The sequence below is a fragment of the Streptomyces sp. NPDC059785 genome, assembly GCF_042732375.1.
Taxonomy (GTDB): Bacteria; Actinomycetota; Actinomycetes; order Streptomycetales; family Streptomycetaceae; genus Streptomyces.
On record NZ_JBHWHV010000043.1, the window covers coordinates 1 to 19345 of the forward strand.

Here is a 19345-nt window from a genome sequence, read left to right on the forward strand (position 1 = left end):
GGGCGGGCCACCCGGGGGGGGGGGGGTGCCGGGGGGGGTCGGGGGTGGTCGGGGTCGACTTCCGGCGGGGTGGGGGGGGGGTGTTGGTTTGGGTGGCCGCCCGTTGCCCCGTCGGTGCCGCTCAGCGCATCGGGTCCGGCTGGGGTTCCGGCTCGGGCACCGGGTCGGGTCCCGGCGGTTTCGGGATGGGCGACGGCGAGGGCCGCGGCTCGGGTCCGGGTCCCGGACCCGGACCCGGTGCGGGTTCCGGATGCGGTGCCGGGTCGGGGAACGGTGCCGGGTCGGGTACCGGCCCCGGCGTGGGGTCGGGCGGCAGGGGCGTCGGAAACGGCTCGGTCATGCTGTCCTCCAGCCAGTCGGTGCTTCGGCCCTGGACTTGTCCCCCGCCTACCCGGGTGCGCCGCCCCCAGTCACCCCGTCGCGCCACGGATGGGGCCCGGGGGGTCCAACGCGGCGCACGGACCCCGTCGCGGGCCGTACGGACCGGGCGCCGGCGGTACGGGGGTACAGCCGTGAGTTCCCTCACGCTCCGGCGATCGCGTCCGCCGCCGCGGCGAGGCCCGGCCGGGGGCTGGACAGGACCGGGACCGCCGTGGTGACGAGGCGCTGGGCGGGGGCCATGGACGCCTGGGCCAGGACGATGACGTCGGGGGTGAGGCCGGGGCCGGGGCCGGGGCCGGCGGGGGTTGCGGCGCCGGGTGCGGCCGCGGCTGTGGCTGTGGCTGTGGCTGTGGCTGTGGCTCCGCAGGCAGTCACCGCACCGGGTACGGTCGCGACTGCGGCACCGGTACCGGCTGCGGTACCGGTACCGGCTGCGGCGCCGATGCCGACTCCGGTGCCCGCTCCGGCGATCGAGTCCACCGCCCTCGCGACGGCTCGGACGTAGCCCTCCGTGTCACCCGCCTCGAAGAGGTCCCAGGCGCCCTCCACGAGGACCAGGCTGACGTCGGCCCGGCGTCCGGCCCGCGCTGCCTCCTCCTCGATCAGGGCGGCCGTCGGTTCCAGCGTGCTGGGCACCGACGCGAGGACGGCGATCCGGGGCCCGGCGGCCACCGCGGCGGCGGCCATCGGCCGGTCGACGCGCAGCACGGGCACCGCGGTGACCGTCCGCGCGGTGGCCGAGCTCTCGGTGACCGACCGCGCGGTGGCCGACCTCTCGGTGGCCGACCGCGTGATGGCCGACCTCTCAGTGACCGACCGCGCAGTGACCGACCGCGCAGTGGCCGACCTCTCGGCGAATGCCCGCTCGGTGGCCGAGCTCTCGGTGACCGACCTCTCGGCGCCCGTCCGCTCGGCGAATGCCCGCTCGGTGGCCGACCTCCCGGTGACCGTCCGCGCGGTGGCCGACCTCTCGGTGACCGACCTCTCGGCGCCCGTCCGCTCAGTGAATGCCCGCTCGGCGATCGCGCCGATGGTCGAGCAGGTGCACAGGACGGCCGCCGCGCCCTCCGCGACCGCCCGGTCCAGTATCGCCCGCACCTCGCCGGCCACCGCGTCGGGCCCTCCGGCCCGCGCCCGCGCGAGCAGTTCCGGCGCCATGAAGTGCCGCAGTTCCAGCCCCGGACGGTCCGCGTCGCGCAGCGCGTCGAAGACGGGGACGTGCACCGCCGAGGTGTGCAGCAGCGCGAGCACGCCGGCCCCGGACTCCGGCGGACCGGGCATCAGAACCGGCCGGGGTGTGCCACCAGCCAGTCCTTCGCGGCCTGGATCAGCGTGGTGTCGGCCGCCGGGGCCTCCTCCGGGTGGCGCGCCGCCCACTTGACGACGTAAGGGCAGAGCGGGGCGACCGTGACGCCCTCGCGGGCGGCGACGGCGTACAGCTCGCGGGCGAGGGAGCCGCCGATGCCCTGTCCCTCGTGCTCCGGTTCCACGATGGTGTGCACGGGGACGAGCGCGGTGCGGGGGCTGTCCAGGACGAAGTACTCGATGCGTCCGGTCACTTCGCCGTCTTTGACGGCCTCCAGGCGGCCCGCCGCCCGGTCGTCGCGGATCTCGATGTCGCTCATGGGGCTCTTCTCCTCGGGGTTGCGGCGCGGGCCGGGGGACGGCGGGGGCACCCTGGCCGTCCCCGCCCGCGGCTGCGGGATGCGCTCAGGCCGGCACGGACCGCGGAGCGCGCTCCTGGTCCGAGCCGGGCACCGGCTCCGACGGATCGGCGCCCAGGGCGACGATCCGGTTGTCGCGGTCCACGTGCACGACCCGCGGCTCGAGGGACCGCGCCTCGGCATCGGGCACCTGAGCGTAACTGATGATGATCACCAGGTCGCCGGGGTGCACGAGGTGCGCGGCCGCACCGTTGATACCGATGACACCCGAGCCGCGCTCGCCCTCGATGACGTACGTCTCCAGGCGGGCACCGTTGGTGATGTCCACGATGTGGACCAGCTCACCGGGCAACAGGTCGGCGGCGTCCAGCAGTTCGGCATCGATGGTGACCGAGCCGACGTAGTGCAGGTCGGCCTGGGTGACGGTGGCACGGTGGATCTTGGACTTGAATAGAGTACGCAGCACTTTGGACTCCTGTTTGACGGCTCCCTGCCTGCTTTGTGCAGGTCAAGGGCGGTCTCGACTGTACACCGGGACACGCCGGTCGAGGATTGTGAGGAACATCGCTCCGCTCGGGCGAGACGGCTTCCCGCCAGGGCTTTCGCGCCGCACCGGCGCCTGTTCAGGCGATCCTCCGGGAAAGCCCGGCGACTCGTGCTGACCGGATGCTGACTTACCTGATGAGCCATCAAAGATGCGAGACCACTCTGCACACGGACGACGTGCCTCCACGCACCGACCTGTCGGGCACCGCCATCGCTCCGGTTCGTGGAACACGGTCCCTTCGGCCATCGGCCGGTCGGCGCTCGACCGCCCCGCAAGCCAGCTCGCTGCCTGCCTCCCGCCCGAGCCGAAGTCCAGGTCACGCGCCCCTGCGCACTTGCGTGCGCCGCTCCTCCCTTCCGTACGGTCCAGCCGATGGCGAACCGCCCTCGCACTCCGTGAAGGAGAGCTGTTGAAGCCGACCAAGGAAGTGCTCCAGGACTTGACCCGGCCCTCGAACGTCTCCGTCCACTCCGACGACGCGCTCGTCGGGAAGGTGAAGGCCGCCATCGCGGCGGACGACGAGAAACGCAAGGAGAATGAGGACGAGCTGCTCCGCCGGAAGCCCGCCCTCGTCCCGATCCTGCCGACGAGCTGCCCCGGCAGTTCGAAGTGACCTTCTGGGACGTGCTCCACACCCTCGCCCGGGCCACTGCCCTGTCGTGACGTGGCGCGGGCCGGGGGCTGGCGGAGCACTGGGGCGCACTCAAGTACACCCAGGCTCTGGCCGGCGGTCGTGACTCCTTCCTCGGCCTCACCGACGAAGGCCACCGCATCGCGGACCACTACAAGTCGCTGCAATCCGGCGAGCTCGGCATCGGCTTCGCGCTCACGCTCACCGAGCACATGCTGCGCAGCCGTTTCCCCGACCATTCGGTGACAATCGTCCCCGCTGACACGGCGTTACGCGCGGGTTGGGCCCTCACCAGCAGGGACAAGGGCGAGAAGGTGAGGTACCGCTATCGTCCCCAGTACTTCGCCGAGGTCTGGCAGCCGGGCGAGCCGTCCCTTGCCATCCCCCTCGCCTGCGCAGGCAAGCACAGCGACTCCGCCACCTCCGCCGAACAACTGGCCTCCGCCTCGGCCCACGCCGAAGCGGTCCACATCGGCGTGTGGAACGAGACCCCTGGCCTGCTGTTCAGCACTCAGCTCCCGACGGACGGCGGCTCCATGACCGTCCACACCCTCCAGGCACCGGGCAGTGGTGGTCGGCTGTCTCCAGCAGAGGGCCGGGAAGCGGGCCTGAACACCCCGCCGTTCCAGGCGAACGTGATGCCGGACATCCCCCCGGCCGAGGGCCTGGTGGCACCGGAGTCCGTACGGGGTTGCCACGTGCAGCCGAAGGACTACGCCTGGTTCCAGGAGGCCCTGGCCCACACCACGGCAGCGGGCCTCATGGCCTTCCCCGGCTCGGGCCACACAACCGCCCGCCACCTGACCGACCGACAGGGTCGCAAACACTTCACCGGTCTCGAACACGCGGCCAGCATGAGCATCCAGGATGCCGCCCACACCCTCTTCGGTAACGAGTATGTCGGTACCAACCACGTCTCCCGCCTCAACGGCCCCCGCGTCGAGGCGTTCTCCGGCGTGGACAAGGAAGTCTTCCGACTTCTCGCCAGAGGCGACGTCGAGGAGTACCGCGCCCTCGTCCACGCGAGCCGCGGCGTCCGCCCCCGCCTCACCTTCGACAAGAACTGGGGCGGCCCCGTCTCCGTCCACGCCGACGGCTCCGTCTTCGCCCTGCGACTGCTGCCGGGACAGGGCCAGGAGCCTCGCCCGGACTCGGGCCGGTGACCCGCTCTCAAGGACAACGTCTGTCCGGACGACCTCTGGACGGACAGAATCGGCTGACGACCAGGAGCGCGAGCCTCGCCCGTCCGACCCATCTCCCGCAACTGGTCCAGGCTCCAGCCGTACGCCGGGTTGGCGACCATGGCCGCGTTACGTACGGCCGGACGGCCGTGGGGATCCCCAACCCGTACGCCCGACAGCATGCCCAGCGCGAGGGTGTCGGCAATGCCGACGGCCCACTTGTTCATCATGTCGAACGTGGCCGGTACGACGGCGATGGCATGGGCAGGCGGCAGCGGACGTCACGGCTGCTCCATGCCGAGCGGATCGGGTACGCGGTCCGGGCCTCGATCGCCTCGGTGCCGAGGAAGCCGAAGCTTCAGGGGTGTGGCGATGACGCCAACGCCCCAGCCCTGCTCCTGCGCGGCGCTGATCAACTGATGGGCGTCTCCCGCGATGCCAGCGGGCGCAGACGACGACGGACAGGAAGGCCCTCTTCGGCTGGTCATTCATACCCTGCCCCCTCGTCGGTGGTCAGGAGGTTCGCGGCCTCTTCGGTACCCCAGGAGCGTGACGCCGACGCCCCCGTACCCCTGCATGTGCACGGTTACGGTGCTGCCCCGACCGCTCCCCCGCGATCACGACCCTGACCCCAACGATGCGGCACAGGCGATGTGGGCACGCCGGACTGACGCGGCAGGGAGCCGGACTTCTGGGGTCCGGCTCCCTGCCGCGCAGATTCACCCAGTGGCGCCCCGTGCCAGTTCTCGGGCCTTGCCGGCCCACTCCCCCATGCGCGTGATGGCGGAGGTCATCTCCTGCACCGCACTGGAGATGTCCTTCACCGGTTTGCGGAGGTGTCGGCTCCAACGGACCAGGCCACTCGCGGAGGTACCGAGGAATTCGAACTGTGACAGTCCCGTCCGGGCCACCTCGTCCAAGTCGATGAGCTGCTCCAGGAACTCGTCCGTTCCCTTGCCGCGCTCGTCGGGCGGTGTCACCTCGATCAGGCTCAACGCGGCCCTCACCCCGCTGTCCAGCGTCGTCATCCGCTCCGCGAAGGCCGTGGCGGCGGTCCTCATCTCTCCGGCAGGTGCGCTCAGCGACTCCGCGTAACGGGCCGTCGCCGCGAGACGGGCGCTCGCGGGGGCGCTCGCCTGGGTGAGGTCGAGCATCTCGCTGGCGCTCTGTTCGGTCAGCGTCCGGATCGTCTCAATAACCTTCGTGATGGCCACCAGGTGAGCGGTCATCTCGTGCACTCCGCCTTCGATCGCGGCGAAGTCGTCCAGCAGGCCGGGGGGATCCTCGTCGGCCGCGGCCTCTACGTTAATGCTCTCAGTGGTGGACGACGGTTCCTCGACCGGTCGGAGCGCTCTCACGACCCGCGCCGGGGTAAGGATTTCGAATCCGTCCCTGAGCCCGGCTTCCAAGGCAGTCTCGATCTCCCGGCGCGCTCCGGCCAGGTGGCTGCGTGCCCGTTGGTACCGGATCGTTCTGATCGACGCAATGTCGAAGGGCAACTGTCCGGCCTCCCCGATGTGGATGGTCGGCTTGCCGGTGATGTGACGCAGCCCCAACTCGTACATCACGTTGGGGTTGCCACCGCTGACGTCCGCGATGACCAGGTCGGACTCGATGACATGCCGGCAGATCTGCTCGTTGATGTCACCGGCGTGCGCGATGCCGTCCGCACGCACGGCGTCGATCTCGTACTTCGCGCAGGCCGGTGCGATCACCTGCTCGAAGATCCCGAGGTGGTGCTCGTAGGACTCGCGCTCGGGTGTGCCGTGAGCGGCGTACGCATCACCGATGGGGCCGATGACGAAGCACATCCGGGGCCGTTCGGGCTCCTGCCGAAAAGTCGGCGACACGTTCATGAGGGATCCCCCGTTCCACGGATGTCGGTGGAGTCGAGCATGGCCGCGTACGAGGCGCCGGCTTCCAGGTCAACGGCGTACACGGGACGCTCCTCGATGCCGAGCGAGCGCAACAGGTACGCGGTCGGGATGCGGTAGCGCCGCCCGACGCGTAGCACCGGGCAGGGGAAGGCACTGCGGCGGATCAGTTCGTACGCCGTACTGGGACAGACCCCGAACGCGCGGGCAGCGGTCCGCAGATCGACGCTCAGGGGCAAGTCGAACGCCTCCGCGAAGCTCAGCGGCGGGCCGGACCGGGGGCTCACCGCCGGGCTCCCACAGGGCGCAGCACGAGCGTGCCGACAAGGGCCGCTTCCTCATGACGCCGGGCTCGGAACACCACATCGGGCAAGCCCGCACAGTGCGCGAGCACCCCGAGACGCTCCCCTTCCCGCCGTGTGCGCGACTCGGCGAAGCGAAGCGTCGCGCACAGGCCGTCGGGACGGGGCGGGGGTGCGAGGTGCAGTTCCCACGTCTCGGCCGACCGCTGCGGCTCCTCCCCCGGAGCCGTGGCGATGCGGGCGTCCGCGAAGCGCGCGACGTCCACGACGGGCACCTCCCTCCTGATGCGGTCGGCGTAGGCCCACATCCGGTTCACCGCCTCCTTGATCAGACGTCCGCCTATGTCCGGATCGTCCGGATCCGCGGTGTCGAGGGCGGTGAGTAGGGCCAGTACGGCCTCCGCCTCCAAGTCTGCGCGCTCGACCCTCAAGCGGCGCAGGATCTGGTACAGGTTGCGGTGCAAGCCGGGCATCGCCAGCCAGACCACCAGCAGTCTCCCCTCGGCGTCGCCGCCCGGAGGCTCCTGCTGGGCCTCCGTCACGGCCTGTCGCCAGATCGCCGTCCGCAGACCCTCGTCGCGCCGCGGCCCGTACAGAGCGTTCCTGCAGTCCTTCGGGGACAGCCGTACAGGGCGGTGGCCGTCACTCACCACGAGGAGGCGCCGCACGCCTCCGGGGTCCCTGAAAAGCGTCGCTGCGATCAGGGCGAACACACCGTCGGGGTCAGTCCTTCTCATCACTTCTCCTTTCCGGCCCCATCAGGCCCGGGTACGACAGCGCCTCGGCAGCCCGCTCACAGGCGCTCGCAAGGGCGGTCAGCGCCGACCGCACGGCCACGAGGCGCTCGCCCGAGATCGGGCTCGCCGTTCCGGGCTGGAACCAGGACGGGTCGGCCGCAGGCGCGGGCGGGTGGATGCAGATGACGCCGTACAGGTCGTTGCCCACGTTCACCCCGTAGTCCGCCAACTGGGTTCTGTCCCCTTCGAACCGGAACCCGGCTTTGTGGGGAGCCGTCACCGGGCGTGCCCGGGGCCGTCCGCCGTAGGCATCATGGGCAGGCCGAGATTGAGGCCGCCGCGAACGTCCCGGCCTACGGCGACGCCATGGCGAACGTGCTGGGAGAGGTTCGCCCGTTCCACCCCGGGAACGTTCGACGACGGCAGCGGCTCGTGCCCGCCGTCGACGGCCGCTCGCACGTCGTCCGGCTCATGGCCCAGCACGCGGATCCAGCCGTACCCTCCGAACTCCTTGACCTGTACGTGGGCGCGAACGTACTGCGCCGGCTCCAGGCCGGGTTGTCCGGACCGGACGACGTCCTGGTACAGCCGGTCCGACACGATGACAGCGAGATCCGCCGAGGTGAGGACGGCCAGCACGGCCTTCACCTGGGGCGCGTTCACGTAGCGCGCCACGGCGACGGGCGCGGGGCCGGCGTGGCCGAGGGCGGCATCCGGAGCGACACCGGTGTCGACGGCAAGCCGCAGCCTGACACGCGGGGCGGCGGAACGCGCGTTGAGGGCGCCGAGGCGGACCGCCAGATGGTGTACGAAAGGCCCCAAGACCGCAGCTTCCGGGGTGGCCTCGGGGAGGACGGCGAACTCCATGTCGCCCTGCGGCTGACGAGCCCAGGCCTCGCGGTCCAGTCCGGTCAGCGTCGCCGCTTCGTCCAGCACCCGGACCAGGTCGGCCTGCACGGCAGATTGGGTCCGGGTGTCGAGGAGGCTGTACTGCTCCATGTCCGCCGCCAGACACAGCCGGCGGCGCGGGATGCTGTCCGGGGGCAAGGAAAAGATGGGTTCACTCATGACAACTCGTCTCCTTCCAGTGGTTGTCGGGTGCGCTGCACGCCAACTGTCCAAGGAAGGGAGGCCAGGAGCCAGAATCCCGCGTTTTTACGGTTTTCTTGACAGGTCGCCACGTGACGCCGGGCCGAGCCGAGCCACCCGCCGCAGTCCGGCCATGTCACGTACGAAGGTCTGTCGTTCGCTCGTGGCGGAGATGAGTCCGTCGATCCGTAGCTGGGCAAGCGTCTTCTGCACGGTGTTCGTGGTGGATCCGACGAGATCGGCGAGTTCCTGCTGGGACAGCCTCACGTCGATGCGCACCGAACTCCTGTCCGGCTTCCCGTGCGACTGCGCCAGCTCGACCAGCAGACGCGCCAGCCGGACCGGGACCGGAAGCCTGCCGAAGTCCAGAGGCCAGCGCTCGGACCGGCGGAGTCGGCGGCCGATCACCCGCTTGAGGGCCAGCTCCGCTTCGGGGTTGGCGCGGAGGAAGGGCAGCAGTTCGTGGCTCGGGACAACGGTGGCGGTGACCTCGCGGTCAGCGGTGACGGTCGCCGACCTCGGCCCGAGGCCCATCGCCGCCACCTCTCCCACCACGTCCCCTTCGTTCTTCACATCCATGAGCGCCGGGCGATCTCCGTCCAGTCCACCGGTCACCTTCACCGCCCCCTGGTGGAGCACCATCAGATCCCGGGCGTGATCACCCTCATGAATCAGCACGTCTCCCACGGCGAAGCTGCACCGCGTCCCGAGCCGTGCGAAGGCCTTGCGGGCCCCCTCCGTCAGCGTGTCGAGAAACGGCACGTGACCATCCATGTCCGAGCCACGAATCATGCGCACAGCACAGCACAGCACGCGACGGGTACGGCGGTCCGCGATTCCCGTCTGAACAGCCAGTGCTAAGAGTGCACTTCGGGGCGCACAACGGCGCACGCCTGAAGCACCTGCCGGTCTCTTCGCGGAGTGCCTCAGCCTCGGTCGGCACTACCGATCGCTTCGGCCACACCGTAGGCTCCACGAAGCAGCAGTTGGTCCAGCAGATCGAGGATCTCGGACCGGCGGGCAGCCGAGGTGGCCTGGGCATGGGCCCGAACCAGTAGCTCCCCGATGTGGTGGGCATCGGCAGCGGCGCGAGTGGACAGATCTGCCGAGGCGGCGCCGAACACGGTGAGGAACCGTCGTACACAGGCGAGTACCAGCTCGTCGACCCGGTCGGGAGCCTCTTCGAGAGTGATCAGCAACTGCGGCAAAGCCAGCGCGAAGGCGTCGGAATCGATCAGTGCGGTCACCGTGCGACGCACGGGCCCCAGACGTCGGCCCCTCAACGCGACGGCTACAGCGGCGGCGGCTTCTCGCACGCCTTCTTCCGGGTCGTGGAAGAACTGGACGAGCGCGTGATGCGCCAAGGCCTGGTCCCCGGTGTTCACGAGACGCTGGGCACACACGTCCGCGGCGCCCTGCCGTTGTGCTCCGTCTTTCCCGGTGAGCACCTCCGCCAGCAGGTCCGTCGTCTCCCACTCCATCGCCGCCAGCGCCGCCACCCGCCCACCACTCCGGCGCACCGCCGGCGCCGGGGAACGCAGCATCCGTTCCACCACTGGTCTGCCCGCCACCGGATCCCCGTGGCACAGGGCCACGAACAGGCGAAACACCGGCCGTGACGCCAGAAGCCGGTCTGGGGCCCGGACCAGCACGGTGAACGCATCGGCCACCGCAGGACGGTCGTACCGCAGCGCCGCATGAAGCAGATGAGCCGCACACGCCCGGACGGGAAGCGAAGGGTCGGCGGCGATTCTCCGCAAGTGAGGTACGACCAGGGCGGCCCGGGAACCGTCCGCGGCATGGATAAGCAGGTCACCCAGGATTTCGACGACGCTGCCACGCACGGTGTTGATCCCTGCGGTGAGGAGGTCGTGCTCGGCGTCCGATTCGCTACCCAGGTCCCCTTCACTCTCGCCGATCACGTCACCAGAGTCGGCCAGGTCACCGGTGTCGTCGACGCCGAGCGCGCGGTCCAGGAGCGTCTCCACGAGATCGAGGGGCACGGAGGTGAGGTACTTTCGCATCGCCCAGCCGAGCCAGCGGTCATGGGCCGGCCTGCACTGGCCCGAGAGGTGACGGACCGCCGCGAAGACGGTGTCCGGGTCGCCGTAGGGCTCCGCGTCTCCGAGGCCCAGAAGGAGCGATGTTCCGTAGGCGGGGTGCATCCCCGCGTCCATCCGTACGGCGAGTCGCGAGAAGCGGCCGGGCGCCGCCGCCGTCATGCTCCTTAGCACGTGGGAAAGTTCCTGGGCCCCGCCGGTGAAGGTCTCCCAGTCGGTGCGGTCCCGACGGTGCTTTCTCATGGCGCCCAGCCACTGGTCGTCACTCATGTGCTGGGCCGCCTCCGACGGAATGGGCGAACCGATGAACCCGCCGGTCATCCCTTTCGGCCCGTCCGGTTCCCGCATATCGTCGTGACGCCGTCGGAGTTCTCCGAGCCGGTGCACCGCCCGCTCGGACAGTCGGTCCTCGGGGAGCGCCGTCAGCAACGTGAACTCATACCAGGGCGAAAACTCGTCGTCCGGAGGAAGGCGCAAGTGGAGCAGCATGTCGGCCACCTGCCGGAGCGTGTCGTCGGGCAGGGCATTCCCAACGGCACACAGAACCTCGCGGGCCCCCCACACGATGTTGGATCCGTAGCCGGACAGGAGGCGGTGTCGGCCCTGCAGAAGGATCTCTACGGACCAAGGGGCGAGAGTGGGCCCCGCCTCGATCAGGACCTGGTAGAGGAGCCACTGAGCCGCCTCGTACGGCACACTCGCGAGCCCTGTCACCAGACCACGCGCGCGGGCGGGGTCTTGGCTCGCCACGATCCGCAGCGCCTTGGCCGCGCCTTGGAACAAGGCGTCACCCAAGTCACTGGGCCGGTCGTCGGGATAGCGAAACGCGAAGTGCCTGTCGTAGACCGGGCAGCCCTCCTTCGGTGGGAGCGCGGTCGCGGCCATGGCAGCCAGGAGCAACGGCAGGACCCGAGCGCAGAAGTCCTCCGGAGCGCCCACCGCGGCAGCCGCGACGACGCGCAGGGCCGAGTCGTCCCGGGTGAGCAGGACACCGACCCTGCCATCGTCTTTGAGCCGCAGCGCGTCCGGGCGGTCCGAGACCATCGCTCCGATCAACTCGACTGCCCAGGCAGGCCGATTACCCGCAAGGTCCTGCATCGAAATCCAGACGAGGTGCTCGCGTCCGGCGAGAAGACCCGATCGCGCACCTTCCAGCAACAGGTCGAAGAGGCTCCTGCTGCCGGCGAGATCGGCGAAGCGGACGACCCGCTCCAGCCAGGATCCTAACCGGGGATCCGAGGTGTGCGGTTCCAGGAGGCGGGCCACCCGGTCGGGGAAGACGTCGGCGCCGGCGGCCATCATCCGTACCGCCCACTCGTGTTCCCTTTCGTCGGCACTGGTCAGCCAGTCGTCGAGCACTGCCTCGTCATCCGCGCGCCGGAACCACGCCGCGTTGCTGACCGCGTTCACAAGCTGGTCCCGGAAGAGGGGACGGGTGTCCAGCACGCGTGCGACGGCCCCCCACTCACCGGCGGTGGGGACCTCCAGGCCGCGCAGCACGGCCAAGGTGACGTCTTTCAGGTGGTAGCGGATCTCCGGGCTGGTGAGCAGTCCCTCGACCTCTTGGGTGAACCGCTCAGGGTTCAGGTCCCGCAGATGGTCGAGGACCTGCCGCACCTGTCCCCGCCGGAAGAGCTCCTGGTCCCCACTGGCGAGAAAGGCGACCAGACTCTCGTCCCGCCGATGCCAGTCGCGCGCAAAGGCGTAGTCGAAGAAACTCTCGTGAAAGAGAGCCAGTTGTCGGCCCTCACGCACGAGGACGTGCTCCGACACCAGCACGTCCGCACTCGCTGCGAGGGCGTCCGCGTCGAGCAGGCTGTCAGGAACGGAGAGCCTTTGCCGCGCGCTCATGGCCGCCACGACGGCCGAAATGACCTCGTGGAAGCGTACGGAAGGCTGGCGACGTGCGCAGTCCTTCCGTTTAGTGTCCCAGAAAGCGTCGAAGAGCTGCCGAGTCGTGCGGAAGGAGAGGGCTGCCTCCTGGTCCGCGACCTCAGCCAAAAGGACCAGATGTAGCGGTGCCCGCAGCAGAGCACGCTGCGACGGTGTGACGCGAGAGGCGGCCAGGCCCATGCTCGCGAGCGCGGTATCGACCTGGGCATCGGTAAGCGCCCCGACCGCAATGTGCGCACAACGGTCTGATGCGGTGAGCCGACGGATCCGTGGATCGGCCTGGGCATCGAACGCCCGGCACACGAGGACGATGCGCATGGCCGAGTACGCCATCGCCTCGTCCATCAGGTCGGCCACCGCGTCGAAGGTTTCCGGGATGCGGCCCGACGCCAGGCTGATCGCGTCGAGCTGGTCCACGATCAGCACACAGCGGCGCCCTTTCGCCGCGGCTGCGAGCGCGCTGGCCGGTGACCCGGTCAGCCCGATTCGCAGACCCAGCTCGTGGGTGGAGGTGAAGGGCGCCAACCGGTCGAGACGGAAGGCGAGCACCGGGGTGTCCAGCTTGGTGAGAGCGTCCAAGGCCTGGTGCAGCACCGCACTCTTTCCGCCGCCGGCCGCACCAGTGAGAACGGTGACCTGCTGCGCGTCACCAAGGACCTGTTCAACCAGCTGATCGGTTGTCTCTCGGGGGATCGCCGGGCGGAACAACGCGCGTTCGACGCTCGATGCCCACCGCCGTGTCGCCTCGCCCAGTGCATCCGTCGCCTCGGAGCCGTCCGTCCAGCTGACCCGCCTCAGCCCGTACTCTCCCAGCCGGGCGCTGATGGCCCGCGCGTCGAGCGTGGTCCCCAGACTGTTCAGCAGGAGATCACCGAGCCCGAGAGCCGCCAGGCGCCCCGGGGCCCCTGCCAGGGCCTGTTCGGCCAAGACCGCGTTGGTGTGCACGAGGTCCCGCTCGTTGTGCCACTCCACCCACAGTCCTCGCAACATGCGCCAGGCCGTCGCGGCAGAGCCGAAGATGTCGGCCGCGGCAAGGGCGTCGAAGGGGCCCTGAAGTCCGTCGGTGAGCCACTCGGCCTCGAAGGCGGCAAGGCTGTCGGAGCGGCGAGCACGGTCGGCGAGCTCGTCGAGCGTACGGGCGGGGACCAAGGAGACGAAGTGGAACGCGCGGCCCGCGTCGACGTGGGACCGCAGGCTGCTCCATACGTCCTTGTCACGGAGGGAGGCGACGTTCCAGCTGTTTGCGTTCCGGTTCTGCCGCTTGACCTGGTGCACCTGGGTCCCACCGTCATGGTGGTAGACGAACTCGACGCCGTCCCCCAGCGGAGAGCCCGGCTCCAGGGTGATCGACGTTCCCGTGCCCAGCAGCACGTACAGGGCGTGTCTGATCGTCCAGGCCCCCTCGTAGCGGTTGCCGAACTTGTCCGTCTCGCCTCCTGGCCGCGGTGTCATCACTGCTCCCTACGGTCGGCCTGGCGACCGCGTCAACCGCGCGCCTGCGCGGACGGTGCCGCACATGCCAGGCGCAGCAAGGGCCATTGAACGCAAACCTGCCTCCTCCGCAACTTGCCGCAGTCCCTATGCGATGACCGCCTCTCAGGCGTTCTCGTCATGGATCCGCGCACCCAGATCCTCCGCCCACTCCAGCGCCCACGCCTTGAGTTCTTCGATCTGCCGCGAGGTGAGCCCATACGCGGTGTAGTCCTCGTCCTCGTACCAGTCCGCGCCGATCAGCCGGTCCCGGAGGTCTTCGAGGCTGAACTCGTCGTGGGCGCGACGGCGGCCCAGGGATTCGAGGTCGGCGGTGGAGCGGTGGCGGGATGCGGCCTGGACGTCGATGAGGTCGCGGACGGTGCCGCGGTCGGCGAGGGCACGGACCTTGGTGCCGATCACATCGTCGAGGGAAAGAACGGGGCCGTAGGGGGTCTGGGCAGGCGGAGCCCAGAACGCCTCCTTGAGGACATCGACCTCGCACTCCTCGCCGGTGTCCGGATCGGTGACGAGGAACCGGCCGCTGAGCGGATCGGTCTGGACGTGCGTGGTCCGCCACCCGCGCGCGCTGAGGCCCGCTGTGAGTGAGGCGACGATCTCCTGCATCGGAGCGGGGTTCTCGGTGGCGACGTCGAGGTCACGGCTAAAGCGTTCGACCAGGCCGTGGGCCTGCACGGCGTATCCGCCGGTGAGGACCAGAGGGTAGGGGGAGCCGAGGTCGAGGATGTCGGCGAGGAGACGCTCGTGGAGCGGAGTGAGCTTCACCCGGCGGTCGTGTCGGCCGCAGCGGTGCGGAGCAGCTCGGGGAAAGCGTCCTCCCAGACCTCGCGGATGTAGGGGCTGATCAAGCGCCGCAGCACGGGCCACTGCTCGGTGAGCAGCCGGTGGTGCAGGAGTGCCACCAGGTCCTCACTCAGTCCTTCGGTCAGGACGGTCCGGTAGAGCGTCATGCGGGACTTCGGACGGTCCAGGCTGTAGCTCGTCCGCCCGGACCAGACGATGTGGAGCGGCAGGTCCACGTTGCCCTCGACAGGGCCGACCAGCTCCTGCAAGCTCTCGGGCAGTCGGCTGCGGTAGCGGTCCCGCAGCACCTCGGCGCGGGGGGCGGTGATCGTCGTGTCCATGCATCCAGTATCGCTGCTGGGAGGCGGCGGCATGGCGGATACGGGGGTCCCTGTCGTACGTACGGGTCGGGCGCCCGCCCTTCCCTCGGGCATCTCAGCCAGGGCGCGCTCAGCGCATCATCGCCTACCCGCGCAGGCTCCCAGGTGGCGCGGCAATCGGCTGCCCTGCAGACCCAGGACCAGCCCGCCCACGGGCGCGGGTGATCATGACACAGCAGGTCACGCGGAGGGTCGCCGCGGTGAAGTCGGCTGCGGCTTCGGCCTCTCTGTCGGAAGTGACGACGGTGGCGAAGCCGAGGCCAATGACGCCGGAGCGGTGACCGAGAAGGAAACCGGGGCGGGTGAGGTCAGGATCCATACCGCGGTCGACCTGTCGAGTACCCAGCGAGCGTCCCAAGCGGGAGCCAGAGACCTGTCGAGGTCACCGGTCTTGGCCACCACCTGGTCAGCAAACTGGGACGCTCCCGCGCCCAATGCTGACCATTTGCTGACCCGAGCGGAACCATCACACCTCTGACCTGCGCAAACACCCAAACGCTAGATCTTGGACTTGAACATCGTACGAAGCATGAGCGCACTCCTGCGGTTAGGCTCCCTGCCTGCGTTGATGCAGGTCAAGGGCTGTGTCCCCCACTTTACAGCCAGTCACCCGACCGCAGTTGGCGAGCGGCTGTGAGGATGCCGACCACGCGGGGGAAGTCCTTGAGCTGGTTCACGAGCGACTCCAGGGCGGGGAGCAGGCACCGCGGCGGGACGTCGCGGGCGGCCAGGATGTCCGCGGTCCAGGTGAGGAACCTGGCGAACAGGCCGGGGTCGTCGACGTAGAGGGCGGTGGCGAGGTAGCTGACGATGTGGTCGATGTCCTCGACGGTGCGCTCCCGCTGGTACGCGCTGTAGTCGCGCATCGCGGGGAAGCCCGCCTCGACGTCGGCGAGGGTCTGCTTCACCAGCTGCGGCCCGGTCCGGCGGACCATGGTGTATTCCTGGTCGCTCAGGTGCGGCAGGTCGAGGACGGGCAGGCGGGCCGCCCCCGGACCGGGCGGTGCCGGGTTCCGGCCGAGCAGGGCGGCCGCGCCCGGCGCGTCCGCGGCCCACTCGGCCCGCATCAGCCGGGCGTAGCGGCCCTGCGGACCGAACGCGGCCCCTCCGGCGAGGACCGGGACACCGGTGCTCTGGCACGCGCTGATCGCGTTGTGGGCGTCGGGCAGCCGGGTCGGGATGGACGAGGACAGCAGCACCGCCCGGGCGCCGGTGCGGTGCAGGTGCGCGACCAGGTGCTCGGTGGGGACCTGCGCCCCGAGGTAGTCGACCCGCCAGCCCCGCAGGCGCAGCACCTCACCGACCAGACGGGCGGGCAGGGCGTGCCACTCACCGGCGACACACGCCACCAGGACCCGTTTCGCCGCCGTGTCGGCGAGGGCGGGCACGGTGGCGTCGACGACGGCCGCGACGCACCGCTCGCTGATCGCCGTGGCGGCGTGCTCCTGTGCCACCGTGATGTCGTTGGCCGCCCAGGCGGTGCCCACCCGCTCCTGAGCCGGGGCGATCAGTTCGAGCAGGACCCGCTCCGCCGCCCCTCGCGTCCGCTCGGCGGCCGGGTCGCCCGTGCCGGGTGCTTTCCGGGGCTCCGCCGCGCCGAGCGCGCGGCGCACGACGTCGACGGCGCGGAACTCGTCGCAGTCGATGAGTGCCTGCCACAGTCGGTCACGTGGCTCGGCGAAGCAGTGCGCGTCCTTGCCATCGGTCATGCGGTTCACCTTCTCGGGATTTGCTCGCTTGCTGTTGTCGAACGGCTGTGGCGGGGTGCGCTGATGGCGAGGACGGCCATGTCGTCGCGGCGCCCTTCCCCGACCCACTGGTCGGCGATCATCTGCACGCGTTCGGTGACCACCTCGGCGGGCATTCCGGCGCACTGGGTCAGCACGGTGCGCAGCCGGTCCTCGCTGAACATCACGTCGCCCAGCGGCCCGCCGCGTGCTTCGGTGATCCCGTCGGAATACGCCAGGCAGGTCTCCCCCGGCTGCAACGTGACCTCTGCGGTCATGAACTCCGGGTCGGCGAAAGCGCCGACCAGTACGCCGGCGGTCGGGGTCGCCTCGACCTCACCCGTGGTGCGCACGATGAGCGGGACGGGATGGCCCGCGCTCGAGATCCGCAGCCGTACCCGCGCGCCCTGGCGTCTCGCGGTGACCAGGACCAGGGTGGCGAAGCGGGTCTCGGGCTTGGACAGCAGCGCGGTGTTGAGGAGGGTGAGCAGCCGGGTGTGGTCGGCGGCGAACGGCAGCAGCGCCCGCAGGGCGGTGCGGATCCTGCCGGTGACGACGGCGGCCTCCAGCCCTTTGCCGCACACGTCGCCCAGGACCGCGACGGTCTCGGCCTCCGGTGTGTCCGCGGGGTAGACGTCGTAGAAGTCGCCGCCGACGCGTTCGCCGAACGCCGAGGCGCGGTAGCGGCCGGAGAAGTCGATCCCGTGCACACGGCCCAGGTCCGGTGGCAGCAGGTCGCGGATCAGCACCTCGGTGGTGTGCGCCTGACGGGCGTGGGCCTGGGCGAGCGAGAGCGCGGCCCCGGCGCGGGCCGCGAAGAGCCCGGCGAAGGACTCCTCGGCGGGAGTGAACACCGCCTCGTGGTGGCGCAGCAGGAGCAGACAGCCGGCCGGTGCGCCGTGTCCCGGCAGTGGCACCACCATGATCGAACCGATCTCGGGGGTGCCGTCCGCGCAACCGCCGGGTATCGCCCAGTGCGGCAGTCGCCGGGGGTCGATCCAGGCGGAGGGCTCCGCGGGCAGCCCCAGCAGCGCCTCGGCCAGACCCGGCACCTGTCCGGGGTCCAGGGCGATCCGCTCCTGGGTCACCGGTTCGCCGGTGGTGCAGCGCGTCACCGGGAAGGTGCGCCCGTCGCCCGTGGCGACCAGGACCACCGCGTCCGCCAGATGCCGGGCCGCCCGCTGCACGACCACCTCCCGGCTCCGTTCGACGTTCAGTGACGCCGGCAGGTCGCACGACAGCTCCTGCAACAGCTCGGCTCTCGCCCGCGCCAACTCCTCGGTGGTGCCGGCCGCTTCACCGTCGCCGATGAGCCGCCAGGTCACCGCACCGCCCGTGTCCGGTCCGGCCTGAGCCCTCACCCGCCGATCCGCCCGGCCGCCCGCACCTACGCCCCCTCCCCCGCACCGTCGCCGATACGCTGCCGGTGCGCCTCGACCAGCCACGAGGGTGCGGTCTGCTCGTCACGGGACAGCACGGTGCCGGTCCCGCTGTTACGGTCCCTGCCGTCCGTCCGCTCGAAGGCAAGTGGCGATCACGTTACCGACGGCATATGACTGTGACCCGAGCTGTTCCATACGGCTGACAACCGTCACCCGGCCGGTGAATAATCCGCCCGACGCCGAGCCGGTCGTGCCGCCCCGGCGATCCGCGAGCCCTGCCGGTTCCCGCCGGGAGCACGCGGCAGGGCGGCTCGGGGGCGGGCTCAGGAGCGGACGAGAGGCGTGTCCACCAGGTGCTCCGCCAGGAACCAGGACTGCAGCTCGCCGGTCCTGATCACCTGCGAGACGAAGAGGTCGTTGGTGCCGTCGTCGCCCAGCTCCGCCGTCCGCGCGGCGGCGTCGTGAGCCGCGACCAGGATCGTCTCGTGGGCCTCCAGCAGCCGCGAGAGCATCGCCGGGACCTCCTCCACGCCGTCCGGGGGCCGCGGGATCGAGGTGATCTCCGCGACGTGCCGGGGGTCGCCCACCGCGACACCGCCGAGCGACTGGACGCGCTCGGCGAGGGTGTCGACCAGCTCCAGCTGGTCCCCCGCGTGCTTGTCCAGCACCAGATGGAGCTGGTAGAAGGTCGCGCCGCGCATCAGCCAGTGGTGCTTCTTGTAGAGGCCGTACAGGATCTGCGTGTCCGCGAGGACCTTGTTCAGGCGCTGGCAGGAGTACATCCGGGCCTCGTACGACAAGCCGAGCGGGAACTGCTTGACGGTCCCGAAGTCCTGGATCACCTCGCCCTTCTGGTGCAGCCAGGGCTGGCTGCCGCTCGCGTGGTGGGAGCTGGTGGTCATGTGTCCGCCTCCTGCGGTGGTGCTGTGTGTACCCGACCGACGCTAGGCCGCACCGGGGCGTCGTCTTGCCCGGCAGCGCACGCGTCGGTGCACGTCAGCGCACGTCAGCAGAGTTCGGCTCAGGTCAGCAGAGTGCGGCGCAGGTCGGCGCAGGTCGGCGCAGGTCGGCGCAGGTCGGCGCAGGTCGGCGCAGGTCGGCGCAGGTCGGCGCAGGTCGGCGCACGGTGCTTTGGAAGCCTCGTACGACGAAGGCCGCGCGGCCGCCCCTGGGGGAGGTCCGCGCGGCCTTCGCGCCGTTCACCGTCGGCGGTGGCTGCTTTC

Annotated in this window: 16 protein-coding genes and 4 pseudogenes; 2 read left to right on the top strand and 18 right to left on the bottom strand. The window is 70.4% G+C overall.

Features of this window, described 5'->3' with window-relative positions:
* Positions 1-522 precede the first annotated feature (522 nt).
* From ACFV6E_RS28380 to panD, 5 genes and pseudogenes are all read right to left on the bottom strand, one after another.
* A pseudogene (locus ACFV6E_RS28380) lies at positions 523-648 on the bottom strand (arylsulfatase); the annotation flags it as partial.
* A gap of 249 nt (positions 649-897) precedes the next feature.
* A pseudogene (locus ACFV6E_RS28385) lies at positions 898-1098 on the bottom strand (arylsulfatase); the annotation flags it as partial.
* A gap of 297 nt (positions 1099-1395) precedes the next feature.
* Positions 1396-1662, bottom strand: a pseudogene (locus ACFV6E_RS28390) (arylsulfatase); the annotation flags it as partial.
* Complete coding sequence (locus tag ACFV6E_RS28395; protein ID WP_385173519.1) at positions 1662-2006, bottom strand: GNAT family N-acetyltransferase; 345 nt, start codon at positions 2004-2006, stop codon at positions 1662-1664. The pseudogene ACFV6E_RS28390 and the gene ACFV6E_RS28395, both read right to left, overlap by 1 nt.
* An 85-nt stretch (positions 2007-2091) precedes the next feature.
* Positions 2092-2511, bottom strand: a complete 420-nt coding sequence (gene panD, locus ACFV6E_RS28400) for an aspartate 1-decarboxylase (protein ID WP_385173522.1) — start codon at positions 2509-2511, stop codon at positions 2092-2094.
* A 490-nt stretch (positions 2512-3001) separates the two neighbouring features.
* Here panD and ACFV6E_RS28405 point away from each other — a divergent pair, with 490 nt between their 5' ends.
* Positions 3002-3205: a hypothetical protein gene (locus ACFV6E_RS28405; RefSeq protein WP_385173525.1), complete on the top strand. Its 204-nt coding sequence runs from the start codon at positions 3002-3004 to the stop codon at positions 3203-3205.
* Positions 3206-3537: 332 nt separating this feature from the next.
* Positions 3538-4386 (top strand): hypothetical protein, encoded by an 849-nt coding sequence (locus tag ACFV6E_RS28410; protein ID WP_385465561.1) that lies wholly within the window; start codon positions 3538-3540, stop codon positions 4384-4386.
* Positions 4387-4472: 86 nt separating this feature from the next.
* Here ACFV6E_RS28410 and ACFV6E_RS28415 read toward each other — a convergent pair.
* The 13 genes and pseudogenes from ACFV6E_RS28415 to ACFV6E_RS28475 form a co-directional block, all read right to left on the bottom strand.
* Positions 4473-4896 (bottom strand): annotated as a pseudogene (locus ACFV6E_RS28415) (flavoprotein); the annotation flags it as partial.
* A 227-nt stretch (positions 4897-5123) separates the two neighbouring features.
* A complete protein-coding gene (locus tag ACFV6E_RS28420; protein WP_385465437.1) occupies positions 5124-6260 on the bottom strand; it encodes a hypothetical protein in 1137 nt (378 codons plus the stop codon).
* A complete protein-coding gene (locus ACFV6E_RS28425) occupies positions 6257-6565 on the bottom strand; it encodes a helix-turn-helix domain-containing protein (protein ID WP_385173530.1) in 309 nt (102 codons plus the stop codon). The genes ACFV6E_RS28420 and ACFV6E_RS28425 overlap by 4 nt, the downstream gene beginning before the upstream one ends.
* Positions 6562-7317, bottom strand: a complete 756-nt coding sequence (locus ACFV6E_RS28430) for a hypothetical protein (RefSeq protein ID WP_385465440.1) — start codon at positions 7315-7317, stop codon at positions 6562-6564. The genes ACFV6E_RS28425 and ACFV6E_RS28430 overlap by 4 nt, the downstream gene beginning before the upstream one ends.
* A complete protein-coding gene (locus ACFV6E_RS28435) occupies positions 7304-7525 on the bottom strand; it encodes a hypothetical protein (protein ID WP_385465443.1) in 222 nt (73 codons plus the stop codon). Before ACFV6E_RS28435 ends, ACFV6E_RS28430 begins: the two co-directional genes overlap by 14 nt.
* A 68-nt stretch (positions 7526-7593) precedes the next feature.
* A complete protein-coding gene (locus ACFV6E_RS28440) occupies positions 7594-8385 on the bottom strand; it encodes a hypothetical protein (RefSeq protein WP_385465446.1) in 792 nt (263 codons plus the stop codon).
* A gap of 87 nt (positions 8386-8472) precedes the next feature.
* Positions 8473-9297 (bottom strand): Crp/Fnr family transcriptional regulator, encoded by an 825-nt coding sequence (locus ACFV6E_RS28445; RefSeq protein WP_385465449.1) that lies wholly within the window; start codon positions 9295-9297, stop codon positions 8473-8475.
* A 35-nt stretch (positions 9298-9332) separates the two neighbouring features.
* Complete coding sequence (locus ACFV6E_RS28450) at positions 9333-13811, bottom strand: hypothetical protein (protein WP_385465452.1); 4479 nt, start codon at positions 13809-13811, stop codon at positions 9333-9335.
* Positions 13812-13955: 144 nt separating this feature from the next.
* On the bottom strand, positions 13956-14615 hold the full coding sequence (locus tag ACFV6E_RS28455; protein WP_073759566.1) for a nucleotidyl transferase AbiEii/AbiGii toxin family protein: 660 nt from the start codon (positions 14613-14615) through the stop codon (positions 13956-13958).
* Positions 14612-14974: a hypothetical protein gene (locus ACFV6E_RS28460; protein ID WP_385465455.1), complete on the bottom strand. Its 363-nt coding sequence runs from the start codon at positions 14972-14974 to the stop codon at positions 14612-14614. Before ACFV6E_RS28460 ends, ACFV6E_RS28455 begins: the two co-directional genes overlap by 4 nt.
* A 635-nt stretch (positions 14975-15609) precedes the next feature.
* Positions 15610-16722: a B12-binding domain-containing protein gene (locus ACFV6E_RS28465; RefSeq protein ID WP_385173550.1), complete on the bottom strand. Its 1113-nt coding sequence runs from the start codon at positions 16720-16722 to the stop codon at positions 15610-15612.
* 5 nt (positions 16723-16727) lie between these two features.
* Entirely contained in the window at positions 16728-18101 is a 1374-nt protein-coding gene (locus ACFV6E_RS28470) for a PP2C family protein-serine/threonine phosphatase (RefSeq protein WP_385173553.1), read from the bottom strand.
* Between the two features lie 344 nt (positions 18102-18445).
* Entirely contained in the window at positions 18446-19024 is a 579-nt protein-coding gene (locus tag ACFV6E_RS28475) for a Dps family protein (RefSeq protein WP_385173556.1), read from the bottom strand.
* Between the last annotated feature and the right edge of the window lie 321 nt (positions 19025-19345).

Bases quoted from the DNA above. Each gene is read 5' to 3' on its own strand.
- ACFV6E_RS28395 (WP_385173519.1), bottom strand. From the start codon at position 2,006: ATGAGCGACATCGAGATCCGCGACGACCGGGCGGCGGGCCGCCTGGAG.
- ACFV6E_RS28440 (WP_385465446.1), bottom strand. From the start codon at position 8,385: ATGAGTGAACCCATCTTTTCCTTGCCCCCGGACAGCATCCCGCGCCGC.
- ACFV6E_RS28465 (WP_385173550.1), bottom strand. From the start codon at position 16,722: ATGACCGATGGCAAGGACGCGCACTGCTTCGCCGAGCCACGTGACCGA.
- ACFV6E_RS28475 (WP_385173556.1), bottom strand. From the start codon at position 19,024: ATGACCACCAGCTCCCACCACGCGAGCGGCAGCCAGCCCTGGCTGCAC.
- ACFV6E_RS28430 (WP_385465440.1), bottom strand. From the start codon at position 7,317: ATGAGAAGGACTGACCCCGACGGTGTGTTCGCCCTGATCGCAGCGACG.
- ACFV6E_RS28420 (WP_385465437.1), bottom strand. From the start codon at position 6,260: ATGAACGTGTCGCCGACTTTTCGGCAGGAGCCCGAACGGCCCCGGATG.
- ACFV6E_RS28460 (WP_385465455.1), bottom strand. From the start codon at position 14,974: ATGGACACGACGATCACCGCCCCCCGCGCCGAGGTGCTGCGGGACCGC.
- ACFV6E_RS28450 (WP_385465452.1), bottom strand. From the start codon at position 13,811: ATGACACCGCGGCCAGGAGGCGAGACGGACAAGTTCGGCAACCGCTAC.